A 14,885-nucleotide genomic window follows, 5' to 3' on the forward strand; every position below is an offset into this window, starting at 1 on the left:
ATGGCGACTACGCCTTATTTTGTAATTGGTCCCAGCACTCTGCTGTCCTTCATCGGACTGTTACGCGGACCGGACAAAACCCCGCCAGAGTCGGCGGAAGATCCCACCAACGCCAAAGTGGATGTGGTTATTCCGGCACTGAACGAAGAGCAGAACATTCTGCTGGCGCTCAGTTCCATTGCCCGCCAGACACTCCAGCCCCGTAAGATCATTCTGGTAGATGACGGCAGCACCGATAAAACCGCAGATTACGCCCGCGCCTACGGCGATGAGCTCGGGCTGAAGCTCGAGGTTATCCGCCGCCGCGCCCCTATCGGCAAGACTCCGACCCTCAAGCGGGAGTCGCGGGAGCTGGATGCCGACGTGGAAGTCATCCTCGACGGCGACACCTTCCTGGAATCGGAGAATTACATTGAACGGCTGGTGGAGGAGCTCTACAAGGCACCAGGCATCGCCTCCGCCTGTGGTATCGTGCAACCCATGCGCCAGAAAGACCGCAAAGCCGTTTGCGATACCGCGCCCCTGAAAGACTTTCTGGACGCCCATCAGGATTTCGCACCACACCCGCAAAGCCTGCGACAGCGGTTCAACCGGGCCATTACGAACTTCTACCGGGGTATTCTGTACACTTTTCTGCAGCGCTTTATCTACCGCGGCCAGATGACGGTGTTTGGCAGCATCATCAACCCGGTTGGCTGTGCTGTCGCCTACCGCCGCAAGTATCTCAAAGAGCTGTTCGACTGTTACGAGCCGATTCTGGGGGACGACCTGACCAATTCCGAAGATATCTTCATCGGCTTCGCCATGCTCAACGAAGGCTATCGCAATGTACAACTTCAGGACGTAACCGTTCGTTCCCTCGAGCCGGAGTTCCCCAGGCTGGCACACCAGCTCTACTTCTGGTCCTCTAGCTTCCTGCAAAGCTGTTATTACTTCGATGGCCTGCTGCGTAGCCCGTTCAAGGGTCTGCGGCGTTACCGGCAAAAGCAGGAAGCAAAGCATTACGACGAGACCCACCCCGACAGCCCCCGCCATCGCCGCCGGGACGAACCCTACCGCCAGCCCTGGGGTCAGGGGCATACCAGGCAATTTGGCCGGCCCATGGGCTGGGCCGTGTTCATGTCTGCCCTTGAGAAAATCGCCTTCCCTACGGCCCTGCTGATCATGTTGATCCTGCAACTGTGGGAGCCTTTGCTGATCACCTTCCTGGCGGAAATGGCACTGGTGATCTTTATCCTCATGGCCAACGCGCCAGGCCAACGCTTCCGGGCGTTCTGGGAGGCCATTGCGGTAACCCCGCTACGCTATGGCAGTTTGTTGTTTGACGCGGTCAATATCGGTCGCTTTGCCACTGATCTTTGGATTACCCGTAACCGGAGGTGGCGCAAATGAAACGAATCCTGACCGGAATACTGTTTTCGCTCTGGGCCGGATTGCTCGTTGCGGCCCCCGCGGTGCCTGATGAAGGTCTGAAAGCTGAGATGGCCGGGGACTGGAACGGCGCCCTGAGTGTCTACCAATCGGTCTTGGAGCAACAGCCCGGGCGGGCTGATCTGTGGTTGCGTATGGCAGATATTTACCACCACCTGGATCAAGAGGCCGACAAACTTCATGCCCTGGAGCAGGCCGCCCGCCTGCGCCCCGACAACGCTGAGATCGCATTCCGCCTGTCCCTGGCCTACTCCATGGCTGGCCGACCCACTGACGCAGTGCAACAGTGCTTGCGCGCGGCTGAATTGGAACCGGGCAATCAGGACTATCTGCATGCCTGCCTCAAGCAAGCCAATTGGGCGGGTGATCAAATGGCTGCTGAGCAGGCGCTTGAGGACTACCTCACCCGCTTTGGCAACACCGAAAACTACCAGCGCGCCCAAGCCAACCTGTTGCTGCAGCGTGGCCACTTCTACGCTGCCTCGGATTTGCTGGATCCTCTGGTAGAAGACCACCCGGATGATTACGACACCCACTTCGCACGGGTTCTGGCTACCCGCGCCTCTGGTCAGCCATCGGCCGCACTGGAAAGCGTAAAGGCCATGGAACGACTGAAGCCAGAGCAACTGGACACGGTCGAAGTGGCCAGAGTAACCCGAGCGCCACTGCGGTCGCTGATCGGCGTGTACGGTGACTACCAGTTTGATGCCGACGACATTCGCACCGCCAGCATACATACCCGCGGAGAACTGGCCCTGCGTCCGGAAACCCGTGTATTGCTCGGTTATAACGCCCGCCGGGTCAGCACTCGCCAAAGCTCTGCATTCATTGCAGACGATGGTGATCGCTCGACCATGGATTACTACGGCTGGCTCGGCATTCGGCACCAACTGCACCGCCGTCTGGAAGTAGAAGGACGGGTTGGCCGGGGCAACGTGGAAAGTGGTGGCGACTACGGCTACTACAAGCTCGAAGGCAACTACCATCCTCACGACGATGTGATGCTGCAATTCACCCGTGAGCGGGCGCTGTATGCGCTGTCACCCCTGGCGGTCTCGCGGGAGATTAAAGAAACCCGTAACCGGCTGCGCACATTGTGGCGGCCCGCCCCCCTCTATCAGGTGGAGGGCTGGCTCAGCGCATCAGACTTTTCCGATGACAACAGCCGACAGGAAGTCTTCCTCGCCCCCAGTCGCAACGTGTACTCCAACGGTCCCTGGGGCGTTAATCTCGGCCTGTCAGGCCAGTGGTTCAGTTTCGATGAGGATCTGGACCATGGCTACTACGACCCCGATTATTTCCGCCGCTATGCCGGCACCTTCTTAATCTACTGGAGCCCGAACGCCGACGACTGGGTCGGCCTCCGATCCAGCCTTGGCTGGCACAAAGACAATACCTTTACCAGCTACGAATTTGGCTCTGACGTTGAACTGGAAGCCCTGTTTGGCCGCTACCGGGACTGGCAGCTCCACGGCCGCATAGCCTATGCCGACCGCCTGTTGGAAACCGGTCGCTACTACGGGACCTCCATTCACCTGGGGGCGCTCCGTCGGTTCTGAGCGCCCCGCCGCTTCTACTGGTCGATGGCAACGACCAATGGCCCTGTCAAACTCGTCGGGAGCCATATTGACCTGCGTTAAGGACACTCCTCCGTTCAAACAGTATGTTTATTGTGTCGACATATTTAACACCCCCGTAATGACGGCCTCTCATTCCGCTTTCCCCCACGCTGTTTTCATGAAACTTCTTACTCCGTGGCGCTCATTTTGCCTGCAACTCTTTACTGGCAGGCGTGTCGGGTACTGACCGAGGGTTTCACTATGACCTGGATATCAAAGGGGGCTGGCATCCTGGCTCTGGTCGTGACATTGAGCGGCTGTAGTGCGTCGTCATCCGATGGCCCCTCATCGGAAAATTCAGGTGAGGTGGCCGGCGATCAGTTGGTGACATTGTCGGGGCGTGCTGCGGTTGGCGCTCCCATCACCAACGCACCGGTGGTTGCGCGATGTGAAGAAGGGGAAGGCTTTATCGGATTTGTAACCACCAATGATTCCGGTGGTTTTCTGGGACAAGTCCAGACGTCTTCTTTACCTTGTGCCTTACGGGTTACTGGCAGTAGTGAGGATCAAATCCTGCACAGCTATGCCAACTCGGGCGGTACCATTAACATCACCCCGTTTACAGATTTGATTATTGCCTTATCGTCCTCTATGGCGCCAATGGACTGGTTTGAACAAACTCAGCCATCTTCGGCCGTGGGGAACCTGAACATGGCCAGGGACGAGTTCCTGGCCGCGCTACGGAACGCAAACTATACCCTGCCGGACGACGGGTTTGATCCATTCAAATCCAGCTTCCAGATCAACGATGCCGTGGACCGGCTCATTGATACTTTCTCAGCCACAGTGAGAGCCACGCCCGATATTGATAGCTATCAGGCATTTGTAGACCTGATCTCAAGTGGGAACCTTGCGGCCATTCCCCCAGCACCCACATCACCGGAGGATGATTCAGGAAGCGGCGATGATGGGGGCACTGGTGATGACAGCGGCGCAGGAGATGACGACGGCACTGGCGATGATAGCGGCACTGGCGATGACGGCGGCACTGGCGATGACGGCGGCACCGGTGATGGTGACGACGGTTTAACTGCAGCTGACCTGTGTGCGCCTCCCCAGATTGCGCCAACAGGCACACTGATCGAATTCAGCCAACAACTTTATGATACGCAGTCCGGAGACGAAATAGGCGTTGTCAGTATAAGACAGGAGGTTCTCGGACCGAGGGAGTTCCGGGGCGAAGAAACCCATGCGATATTGGTGGAGGATGTCTCTGAGGGTGTTAACGACGAATCCCGGAATACTACGTATGTTTCCATCGATACGACTGAAAGGGTGGAACGTACTCACGGTTCAACCAGCGTTGACCCTGACACCGGAGAAGAGACAACCCTCTGGTTTGAGCCAACCTTCAACTATCCCTATGCATTAGCGATTGATGAAGAATACAATCAGTCGGTTTCCCAGTTCGCCTCAACCGAAGGTGGACCAAGCATCCTGCTCTTTGAGCTTGACCACACTATTCAGTTCAAAGGCGTAGAGACTGTCACCGTACCGGCAGGCACTTTTGATGCCTGCAAATACCTTGAAACCAGCAGTACCAAATCACAACCCACTCCCTCGACATCCGCAGTCTGGTTCAATGTTGAGGACGGCATATCGGTAAAATCCGCCGTCGTGGAAGGTGGCGAGGAAAAAACAGAGGTCGAATTATTGTCGTATTCGATTAATGGCGCTCAGCAAGCGCCCTAGCAGCCTGCTGATCGTTTGATGTCAGGGTGCCTCAAGAACAAGGTCGCCCATAATAATTGTGTCGACATATTATACATCCCTGCAGTAACAGGTCCTCATCCCGCCTGATTTCAGGAGACTTCTTATCCTGTGGCGTTCATTTTGCGTACAAACTTGGACCGGTAAAAGTGTCAGGTACTGACAGAGGGTTTGACGATGAGATGGATATCAATACGGGCAGGAGTCCTGGCTCTGGCAGTAGTGCTAAACGCATGTAGTCCGTCGGGGCCCTCCGATGGTTCAAGTAATGTTGCTGGCGATCAGTTGGTGACGCTATCAGGTCGGGCTGCGATTGGTGCCCCGATTGCCAATGCACAGGTGGATGTACAGTGTGAGGGAGGAGAAGGCTTTATCGGATCTGTAAACACCGACGATTCGGGCGGGTTTCTGGGGCAGGTGCCGACCTCTGCCTTACCTTGTGCTTTACGGGTCACCGGCATCGGTGAGGATAAACTCCTTCATAGTTATACCGACTCGGGAGGTACCGTCAACATTACCCCGCTTACGGATTTGATCATTGCCTTGTCGGCGTCTATGGCGCCAATGGACTGGATCGAAAGAGAACAGCCGTCGTCGGCCGTGGGGAGCCTGAATATGGCCAGAGAGGAATTTCTGGATGCGCTACGGAGGAAAAACTACAACCTGCCGGCCGACGGATTTGATCCGTTTAAAGCCAGCTTTGAGATCAACGATGCCGTGGACCAGCTCATTGAAACTTTCTCAGCCGCAGTGAGAGCCACGCCGAATGTTAATAGCTACCAGGAATTTGTAGACCTGATCTCAAGTGGAAACCTTGAGGCCATTCCCCAGGCGCCGGAGGAGGATGGCTCAGGAAACGGCGGCGGTACTGGCGGTGGCGGCGACGGCGACAATGACAATGACGATGACGATGACGATGACGACGACGATGATGATGATGACAGGCGCGGAGGTCTGGTTGATATCATCTTCGGTTAGTGGTGCTTTTTAACTCACTCTCGCGGACCAGTCTCAGAATACGATAACGTCTGAACTGGTCCTGGATCGGAGAACCACCTTGGCCATCGCCGTCTGGTTCGTGTTGATCGGAAGCCTGTTGATCATGATGGGTTTGCGGTCGTCCATTCTGCAGCGTTTCAACCTGACACAGCCCATGGTTTACCTGGCTGTTGGGGTGGTGCTCGGGCCGACGGTGTTCGGGGCCTTCCATTTCAACCCCCTGAAAGAAGCCCACTTGTTGGAGGTGCTCGCCGAAGTTGCGGTGCTGGTGTCTCTGTTCATTGCCGGCATGAAAATGCCCTTACCGTTTCGTTGGCGGGAGTGGCGCGCGCCTGTTCGACTCGCCTTCCTCTCCATGTCCATCAGTGTCGCCCTGACCGCGGCTTTTGCTCATTATGTGCTGGCTCTGCCTCTGGGTGCGTCTATTCTGCTGGGCGGCATTCTGGCACCCACCGATCCAGTGCTGGCAACGGAGGTTCAGGTTCGCCACGTGGGCGACACAGATCCATTGCGATTCACCCTGACCAGTGAAGCCGGCATGAACGACGGCAGTGCATTCCCGTTTATCATGCTGGGGCTGGCGCTGATGAGTGCACCGGTGAGTTACGAACTGCTGGGCACCTGGGTGCTGAAGGATGTGTTGTGGTCGACGCTGTCCGCCCTGGTTGTTGGGTTGGTTATGGGGCAATTGTTGGCGAAACTTGTACAGAAACAGCGCCTCCTGGACAGTACAGGCCCATTGCTGGACGACTTTCTTGGTCTGGGCCTTATCGGTGTGGTTTACGGTGTCTGCCTGGCGCTTGAAGCCTGGGGGTTTATCGCGGTGTTTGTGGCGGCCATTTCTCTTCGGCAAACAGAGCTCAAGCTGGCGGGCATGGACTCCGCCAACAAAAAGACTCACGCGATAACGGATACTGCAAGTCACACCGCAATGCCGACACCGCAGCACAGCCCCCAGGTGTCCCAAGGGTCACTGCTATTCAAGGAACCCCTGGAGCGGCTGTCCGAGCTGGTGCTCGTTGTGTTGCTGGGTGGAATGCTGTTTCTTGACTCCTGGAGTTTCAGAGCGGTTGGCCTGGCGCTGTTCCTGTTTCTGGTGGTTCGCCCCGCCAGCGTCTTACTCGGCCTGCTTGGCTCCGGAACCCCCATCAGGCTGCAGATGCTGGTCGGCTGGTTCGGCGTGCGCGGTATCGGCTCGATCTATTACCTGATGTTCGCGATCGTCTTTGGCCTGCCAGAGGAGCTGGCCGTGGAATTCATCCACATTACATTGGTTGTTATCGTGCTCTCGATCATCATCCATGGCTTAACCGTCAGGCCGATGATCCTGAAATGGTGGCCGTAGATATGACCGTTTTGTATCAACTGGCAACGCCCCTGCCCGAGGCCGAGCGCAACGCCAGGCTCTACCGGGGGGAGCTGATCGTTTTTCGGAGTTTTGATGCGATGGCCCAGCTTACCGATAAGTTACGCGCACATTGCTTCAGCCATCTCGGCAATGATCCGACCCGTGCCCATCAATCGATGTCACCCATCAAAATCGAACACGCCTCCGAGGCATTGCGCACAGCCGTGAGAAACGACAGCGATGTGGATCTGGCATGGCGTCAGGTACTGTCCGAACTCCATACCGATCTGGACGACACATACGGCGACGGGACTTTCATTCGTGTCCAGCCACCCAGGTCGGGTGAAGAAGGCGAACGTACCGGGCCGCTTCGCGCTCACAGGGATACCTGGGGCTCCAATCTACCGGCACAGATTAACTGGTGGACGCCACTCTATGACACCACGCCGGAGAGAACCCTTGCCCTATTCCCCGGTTACTTCACACAGATCATCGAGAATGACAGCGCTGACTGGAACTTTCAGGAGATGGTGCGGGCGTACCGGGCGAAAAACGCCCCGGATTACCCATTGCTGCCGACTGCTACCAAGGTTCCATGCTGGGAAGACGCCCTGGTAGTCAGCCTGTTGCCAGGTGATCTCCTCTGCTTTTCAGGTGCTCACCTCCATGCGAGCGTTCCCAACACGACACGTCTTACAAGGCTGTCTTTTGAAACCCGGACCGTGAATCGGAGTGATATGTCTGCAGGCTCTGGCGCGCCCAACGTGGATGGTTCGGCACCATTCATGACACCCCAGATATTTCGGCATTTGCTGAATGGGCAGAGGCTCGGGGAGCTGGCTCTGGTGTCACCCACTCGATAAGCGCAGCTGTTCGCGATAGCGGGCAGGTGTTATCCCCTGCCAGCGCCGGAAAGCGCGGATAAAAGCACTTTCTTCGGAGAACCCAAGTTCCAGGGACACCTGGCCAATGGTCGCGGTCGTATTGAGAAGCCGGCGGGCTTCCTCCCAGAGCAGGTTTTCACGCAATACCTTGAACGATATCCCTTCCTCGGAAAGCCGTCGGGCCAGATGCCGGCCACTGAAGCCGAGCTCCAGGCCCAGCCTTTCTTTTCCCCACCCCGGATTGGCCAGAATCAGGCGGCGCACCTTCTGAATCAGTGCACTATGTCCTAACTGCTCCAGGGTGTGATCGGCAAGATTACGCAGATGCTCCCGTAATGGCTCGTTGGCCTGAATCAGCGGCAGTTCCAACTGCGACTCTCTGAACCTCAGTGCATTGCCGGAGCAGCCGAAATTCACCTTCACACCCAACAGTTCTGCATAGACATCACGATGGCGGGAGTCCGTCCGACACAGCTCCAGCGCCTGGGGCCGAAAGGCCTGCCCGCTGGCCCAGCGGGCCAGCTTGATCAGGGAGGTCATAACCGCATCGACACGCTCATTCTGCTGCACCAGGTAATAAGGGCGATAGCTGATCGATGCAGCCCCGTTCTGGTTCGTCAGGGAAAACTCGCCGCCGTCTCCAACAATGGCGGCATAGTCTACCAGCGTGTCCAATCCTTCCCCCAGAGTCTCACAGGTCACCAGTAACATTCCGGCGCTATCGAGGTGGCCAATTTCCAGATCCAGGCCAACCTGCACTCCGGGCAGCGGATCGTCGCACGCCTGACAATACGCGTCCCAAAGCGCGTCCTGGGCATTCAGGGGAATTCGCCCATCGTCCGCGTCCGGCAAGGGAATAGTGCTCAGATCCAGACCACGCCGTCGCGCCGACTGCATGATCGCTCTGCTATAAAGACTGGAGACGCTCTGAAAACTGGGGTCTATGGCTTGCATTGCCGGTTCTGTGTCCTGAGTGGTCGGGTGCGGGGCACAACAATCTGGGTAGACTTATCGCAATTCCATAACAAATATCAAGGAATACTATGTACGCAGTCATTGGCGCAGGCCCGATGGGACTGGCTACGGCCCGCAATCTTCAGAAGCTGGGCATTCCATTCCGGGGCTTTGAGTTACACCAGTCGGTCGGTGGGCTCTGGGATATCGATAACCCGCACAGCACCATGTACGATTCGGCGCACCTGATTTCTTCCAAGCGCATGACTGAATTCGCCGAATTCCCCATGAAGGAAGACGTGGCACCCTACCCTCACCATAGCGAACTAAAAACCTACTTCCAGGACTACAGCGCCCATTTCGGTCTGGATGAACACTTCGAGTTCAACACCCGGGTGACCCGCGTGGAACCGGAAGGAAATCAGTGGCGGGTAACAACCGAGAAAGACGGCGAAAGTCAGTCACGTCTCTTCAACGGTGTACTCATCGCCAATGGCACCCTGCACAAACCCAACATACCGGAGCTTCCCGGTGACTTCAGCGGCCGCTTGATCCATTCGGCGGATTACCGCAGCCCGGAGGTATTTGCCAGGCAACGGGTACTGATTGTCGGCTGCGGCAATTCCGGCGCGGATATCACCGTGGATGCCGTGCATCAGGCCACCTCCGTGGACATGAGTGTACGCCGGGGCTATTACTTCGTGCCGAAGTTCCTCAAAGGGCGTCCCATCGACACCATCGGCGGTAAGCTGACGCTACCCCGCCCCCTCAAGCAACGGCTGGACGCCCTCCTGCTCCGTGCTGTCGTGGGTAAACCCTCGGATTACGGTCTGCCCGATCCGGACTACCGCCTGTACGAATCGCACCCCGTGATCAACTCCCTGTTGCTGAACCACCTGGGCCACGGCGACGTGAAACCCCGCCCCGACATTGGCCATATCGAGGGCAAGGAGGTGCAGTTTACGGACGGAAGCCGGGGCACCTATGACCTGATCCTGATGGCCACGGGCTACAAGCTCCATTACCCGTTCATCGACCGGAAATACCTGAACTGGCCGCAGGATCAGGACGCTCCCCAGCTGTACCTTAATTGCCTTCACCCGGAATACGACAATCTCTTTGTCATGGGTATGGTCGAGGCGACCGGACTGGGCTGGGAGGGTCGTTTCCAGCAGGCGCGACTGGCCGCCCTCTATATCAGGGCCCGGGAAACTGACAGCCCACAAGGCAAAAAACTGGCGGAGCGTAAACGCCGCCATGCCGGCGAACGACTGGACGGCGGTTACGACTACATCAAGCTGCCCCGGATGGCTTACTACGTCGATAAAGGCGAATATCTCAAGACGCTGGCCAGCCATATACGGCAGCTGGAGCATGCATGAACGGGTCGCTGCCTATTGTCTTTGACAGCAACAGTCTGATTGCGCTCAACGTCATTCTGGCTTTAATGATGTTTGCGGTTTCCCTGAACCTCACGCCGGCTGACTTCAGGCGTGTGGCGACGATTCCACGGGCGCCTCTGGCGGGACTGGCTGCGCAGTTTATCCTGCTTCCGGCGGCCACCTGTCTGGCCACCTGGTTGCTCCGGATCGACCCGGAGCTGGCTCTCGGGATGATTCTGGTGGCCTCCTGCCCCGGCGGGAGCTTTTCCAACATCATGACCTGGCTGGGCCGGGGCAATGTCGCAGTCTCAGTGACCATGACCGGCATTTCCAGCCTGGCCGCCACCATCATGACGCCGGTCAACTTTGCCTTCTATGGCTGGGCCAATCCCTATACCCGCGCCTACCTTACGCAGATCGACGTGCCTGCCGGGCAGCTGTTGCTACTGGTCCTTTTGGTACTGGCCGTGCCGCTTATTCTTGGCATGCTGACCGGGCGGCGCCACCCCAAACTAGCTGCCCGGAGCGAAAAGCCCATGCGTGTGATTTCCCTGCTGATTTTCCTGGGGTTTGTCGCAATTGCTTTCAGTAACAACCTGGACCTTTTTCTGGATCGGTTCCACAGCTTTTTCTGGCTGGTTGTGGGTCACAATCTGCTGGCGCTCGGGGTCGGTTACGGCCTGGCACGGCTACTGTTCCTCTCCGTGCCGGACCGGCGGGCCGTGACCATGGAAGTGGGTATCCAAAATTCCGCCCTGGGGCTGGTGATCCTTTTTACCTTCTTTCCGGATGCCGGGGCCATGATGCTGATCACAGCCTTCTGGGGCGTCTGGCATCTGGTATCAGGCGTTGTTCTCTCGCAAATCTGGGCGTACCAAACCAATGATTAAACGCATACTGATTACCGGCGCCGCCGGCTACATCGGCCATCAGCTCGGCAATCAGCTGGCGGTAGACTCTGATGTGCTGGGCATCGATATCCGTTCCAATCCTCAGGCTGATTTTCCTATTGAGCACAGAGATATCCGTGATCCGAAGATCGGCGAATTCATGAAAGAAGCTGGCATCACACACGTGGTGCACCTGGCCTCCATCCTGCAATCCTCACAGGATCCGGAACGGGACTACGATATTGATGTGAACGGCACGCAAAATCTGCTGGAAGCCTGTATCGACGCCGGTGTCCGACACCTGACGGTCACCAGTTCCGGCGCTGCCTACGGTTACCACCCGGATAACCCGCCCTGGATCGACGAAAACGATCCTTTGCGCGGTAACCAGGAATTCCCTTACGCCTATCACAAGCGCCTGGTCGAGCAACTTCTCGCCAGTTACCGTGACAAACATCCCGAGCTGGAACAGCTGATCTTCCGCCCCGGGACCGTGCTTGGCGCCCATACCCGTAACCAGATCACCGGCCTTTTCCTGGCGCCTCGTGTGCTGCGTTTGAGGGGCAGTGACTCTCCCTTTGTCTTTATCTGGGATCAGGACGTCATACGTGCCATGGAACAGGGCATCCGCCAGGATCAGAGCGGTATCTTCAACATGGCCGGCGACGGCGCCCTGACCATCCGGGAGATAGCCGATAAGCTGGGCAAGCCGGTCATCACACTGCCGGTGCCCCTGGTGCGCACTGGCCTGCGTATTGCTCGCCTGATGGGACGTCCGGTAGGGCCGGAACAGGTCAACTTCCTTCGTTACCGACCGGTGCTCGATAACCGGCGCCTGAAGGAAGAGTTTGGCTACCAACCGGAAAAAACTTCGGCCCAGACGCTGGAATTTTTCATCGAGCAGGCTCGCCTTGCAGGAGAGCTCTGATGCTGCCAGACCCGTGGCTACTACTGGGCCTGTTCATCCTGACGGCGTACACCATTGAGACCATCACCGGTTTCGGCAGCATCGTGATTGCCCTGTCCCTCGGCGCTCTTGTGTTACCCATTCCTCAGCTTCTGCCGGTGTTGGTGCCACTGAATATGGTCATGACCGGTTTTCTCGTCGTTCAGCACCGGCGGGACCTGGACGTCAGGCTACTGTTGGGGCTGATTCTGCCGCTGATGCTCACCGGCACAGTGGCCGGCTATCTATTGGTGCCATGGCTGGGCAGCCACTCGCTGCAGGTCGTTCTCGGAGGGCTGCTGGTCTGGTTTGCCGGGCGCCAACTATGGATGATCCAGCGCGGCCTGAGCCACACCCCCCATCCTCCGCTGATCACCCGAGGGCTGGTGTTCAGTGCCGGCATTACCCACGGCATGTTCGCCTCCGGTGGTCCACTGCTCGTCTATGCCATGGCGGGCATCGCCCCATCCAAGACACGCTTCCGCGCCACCCTGCTGGCGGTGTGGTTTATCCTTAACACCTCCCTCTCAGCACTATACCTCTGGGACGGTACTTTGCTGGCCAGTCTGGACCGGACCGTGCTTTACCTGCCACTGTTGGCATTAGGTATTGTGATCGGGAACTGGGTACACCACTGGCTGAATGAGGACTATTTCAAGGTCGTGGTATTTGCTCTGCTGGGAGTCACCGGTATGGTGCTGGTGTTCGGGCGCGCCTGATGGTGAGAATATAAGCTAGCCCCAGCGCTCAATGATGACAGCCAGGGACAATGCCCTTGTGACTGGCCCCTGACCACACAGTTTTTTATCCTTAGCTTTTTGTTACCTTGCTTGTATGATCAATTATGAGTTGATTTCAACCAATGGCACAAGGAGAGATTCGCCATGCATGCACCATTCAAGATCTCGCTGATCAGTATTCTGTTTACCACCGGCATTTTGCTACAGGGCTGTTCCGATAGCAGTGAGGAAACAGAACCCATGGCACAGGACCAGGCAGCCATGGACGAAAGCAAAGGCGCAACCGAAACCCCGTCTACTGAGCGCGCGAGCGCACCAGCAAACGCGGAGGTCACCATACTGCCCCCAAGGGACGGGGACTCCGTTACCAGTCCGGTGACTGTGGAATTCGGTCTGGAAGGTATGGAAGTCGCCAAGGCAGGCACTGACGAGGCGAATACCGGTCACCACCATCTGTTGCTCGATCTGGATCAGTTGCCACCCATGGATGCGCCGCTGCCGTCGACGGATCAGGTTATTCACTTTGGCGGTGGCCAGACCAGCACCGAGCTGGAACTGGAGCCGGGTGAACATACCCTGCAGTTGCTGTTGGGCGACTACATGCACGTGCCCCACGAGCCGCCGATTATGTCGGAAAAGATCACCATTACGGTTGAATAGTGATCAGAAGTAAACGGGAAATTTTGACACGGAGGTTGTGAATGAAAACCGTCGGACTGGTCGGCGGGATGAGCTGGGAATCGACCCAAACCTATTATGATTGATCACCTACCCAACTGGTTACCTGTAGACGACTCCCAGGCCACTCTTAATATCATCTTCCTGGGCGTCATTCTGTCCGCCAGCATATTTGCAGATACCCTTGCCTGCCGCACCCGAATTCCGCGCATCTCGATTCTGATGCTGGTGGGCATTTGTATCGCCTTCGCTCAACAGGTATGGCCAGGTGATCAGAACGGTGATTTGCTGGGCGGACTGAGCGAGCCACTGATTCAGTTGGCGCTTGTAATGGTCGCTTTTCTGCTGGGTAGTGAGCTGACGATGGATCGACTGCGCAACACCGGTCCTCTGATTCTGGTTGTTTCGTTGTTCGTCATTATAGGCGGCGGGCTTCTTGTCGGCGCCGGATTGCTGGTGCTGGGTTTTCCCCTTGTGGTTGCAGTATCGCTGGCAGCCATTTCAGTGGCAACGGACCCTGCTGCCGTCAGTGAAACTGTGCGGGAGAACGGGAGCACCGGAAAGCTGCCCAGGCTGTTACTGGGTATCGTGGCTATTGATGACGGCTGGGGTATTGTCATGTTCGGGCTCAGTATGTCGATGCTCGGCTGGGTACTTGGTGGTGACGGAGAAATAGCCCTGTTGCATGCAGTGTGGGAACTGGGGGGCGCGATCCTTCTCGGGATCGCAATCGGGCTGCCAGCCGCCTGGCTGACTGGCCGCCTCAGGCCGGGGGAGCCCACACAAGTCGAAGCAATCGCGTTGATTTTACTACTGGCTGGGCTGTCTTCATTGCTGGGTGTGTCCGCCCTGCTGGCGTCCATGATTGCCGGTAGCCTGGTAGCATCCCTGTCCCGCCACCACACCCGGTCATTCCGGGAAATTGAGCATATTGAATGGCCATTTCTTGTGTTCTTCTTTGTATTGTCCGGGGCAAGTATTGATTTGTACAAGGTGGATGATGCAATACTACTGACTCTGGCCTATATCTTTCTTCGTGTGGCTGGCCGGGTGTTGGGCGGATATTTCGCAGCGATGTTCAATAGAGTGAAACATCAGGCAGTCCCAAGGAATATTGGCCTGGCGCTGACGCCACAGGCGGGCGTAGCGATTGGTATGGCATTGCTGGCAGCCGAGCGATTTCCAGAACTCCACAACACCATTCTTCCAGTGGTCGTTGCTTCCACTATACTTTTTGAGCTGATTGGGCCGGTGCTTGTAAGACGGGTTCTGCGTTGATCGTCGTCTCAAACAGTGCCGCATCT

At 57.1% G+C, this 14,885-nt stretch carries 13 protein-coding genes; 12 read left to right on the forward strand and 1 reads right to left on the reverse strand.

The annotated features are described in order from the left end of the window. The 6 genes from Q0Y21_RS10795 (at position 1) to Q0Y21_RS10820 (ending at position 7,970) form a co-directional block, all read left to right on the forward strand. Positions 1-1,392, forward strand: a complete 1,392-nt coding sequence (locus Q0Y21_RS10795) for a glycosyltransferase family 2 protein (protein ID WP_297794929.1) — start codon at positions 1-3, stop codon at positions 1,390-1,392. Continuing rightward, positions 1,389-2,990, forward strand: coding sequence for a tetratricopeptide repeat protein (locus Q0Y21_RS10800; RefSeq protein WP_297794932.1), 1,602 nt, complete (start codon positions 1,389-1,391; stop codon positions 2,988-2,990). The genes Q0Y21_RS10795 and Q0Y21_RS10800 overlap by 4 nt, the downstream gene beginning before the upstream one ends. Positions 2,991-3,251: 261 nt before the next feature. Beyond that, positions 3,252-4,742, forward strand: a complete 1,491-nt coding sequence (locus Q0Y21_RS10805) for a hypothetical protein (protein WP_297794934.1) — start codon at positions 3,252-3,254, stop codon at positions 4,740-4,742. A 306-nt stretch (positions 4,743-5,048) separates the two neighbouring features. Further along, positions 5,049-5,738, forward strand: coding sequence for a hypothetical protein (locus Q0Y21_RS10810; protein WP_297794936.1), 690 nt, complete (start codon positions 5,049-5,051; stop codon positions 5,736-5,738). Between the two features lie 79 nt (positions 5,739-5,817). Continuing rightward, the gene (locus tag Q0Y21_RS10815) at positions 5,818-7,104 is read left to right on the forward strand and encodes a cation:proton antiporter (protein ID WP_297794939.1); all 1,287 of its coding nucleotides are present in this window, start codon (positions 5,818-5,820) and stop codon (positions 7,102-7,104) included. 2 nt (positions 7,105-7,106) lie between these two features. Further along, complete coding sequence (locus Q0Y21_RS10820; protein WP_297794942.1) at positions 7,107-7,970, forward strand: phytanoyl-CoA dioxygenase family protein; 864 nt, start codon at positions 7,107-7,109, stop codon at positions 7,968-7,970. On the opposite strand, the gene Q0Y21_RS10825 is transcribed toward Q0Y21_RS10820, so the two are convergent. Further along, positions 7,956-8,888 carry an AraC family transcriptional regulator gene (locus tag Q0Y21_RS10825; RefSeq protein ID WP_297794944.1) on the reverse strand — a complete coding sequence of 311 codons (933 nt, stop codon included), beginning with the start codon at positions 8,886-8,888 and terminating at the stop codon, positions 7,956-7,958. The two genes, Q0Y21_RS10820 and Q0Y21_RS10825, sit on opposite strands and share 15 nt — an antisense overlap. Before the next feature lie 146 nt (positions 8,889-9,034). On the opposite strand from Q0Y21_RS10825, the gene Q0Y21_RS10830 reads away from it, so the two are divergent. The 6 genes from Q0Y21_RS10830 to Q0Y21_RS10855 all read left to right on the forward strand — a co-directional run bounded on the left by Q0Y21_RS10830 (position 9,035) and on the right by Q0Y21_RS10855 (position 14,859). Then, positions 9,035-10,327, forward strand: coding sequence for an NAD(P)/FAD-dependent oxidoreductase (locus Q0Y21_RS10830; protein WP_297794947.1), 1,293 nt, complete (start codon positions 9,035-9,037; stop codon positions 10,325-10,327). Next, positions 10,324-11,217, forward strand: a complete 894-nt coding sequence (locus Q0Y21_RS10835; protein ID WP_297794949.1) for a bile acid:sodium symporter family protein — start codon at positions 10,324-10,326, stop codon at positions 11,215-11,217. The genes Q0Y21_RS10830 and Q0Y21_RS10835 overlap by 4 nt, the downstream gene beginning before the upstream one ends. After that, positions 11,210-12,145, forward strand: a complete 936-nt coding sequence (locus Q0Y21_RS10840; RefSeq protein ID WP_297794952.1) for an SDR family oxidoreductase — start codon at positions 11,210-11,212, stop codon at positions 12,143-12,145. Before Q0Y21_RS10835 ends, Q0Y21_RS10840 begins: the two co-directional genes overlap by 8 nt. After that, complete coding sequence (locus Q0Y21_RS10845) at positions 12,145-12,882, forward strand: sulfite exporter TauE/SafE family protein (RefSeq protein ID WP_297794954.1); 738 nt, start codon at positions 12,145-12,147, stop codon at positions 12,880-12,882. Before Q0Y21_RS10840 ends, Q0Y21_RS10845 begins: the two co-directional genes overlap by 1 nt. A 165-nt stretch (positions 12,883-13,047) precedes the next feature. After that, a complete protein-coding gene (locus Q0Y21_RS10850) occupies positions 13,048-13,563 on the forward strand; it encodes a DUF4399 domain-containing protein (protein ID WP_297794956.1) in 516 nt (171 codons plus the stop codon). A gap of 96 nt (positions 13,564-13,659) precedes the next feature. Next, positions 13,660-14,859: a cation:proton antiporter gene (locus tag Q0Y21_RS10855; RefSeq protein ID WP_297794959.1), complete on the forward strand. Its 1,200-nt coding sequence runs from the start codon at positions 13,660-13,662 to the stop codon at positions 14,857-14,859. The last annotated feature ends 26 nt before the right edge of the window (positions 14,860-14,885 follow it).

It is taken from the genome of uncultured Marinobacter sp. (assembly GCF_947259545.1).
GTDB lineage: Bacteria > Pseudomonadota > Gammaproteobacteria > Pseudomonadales > Oleiphilaceae > Marinobacter.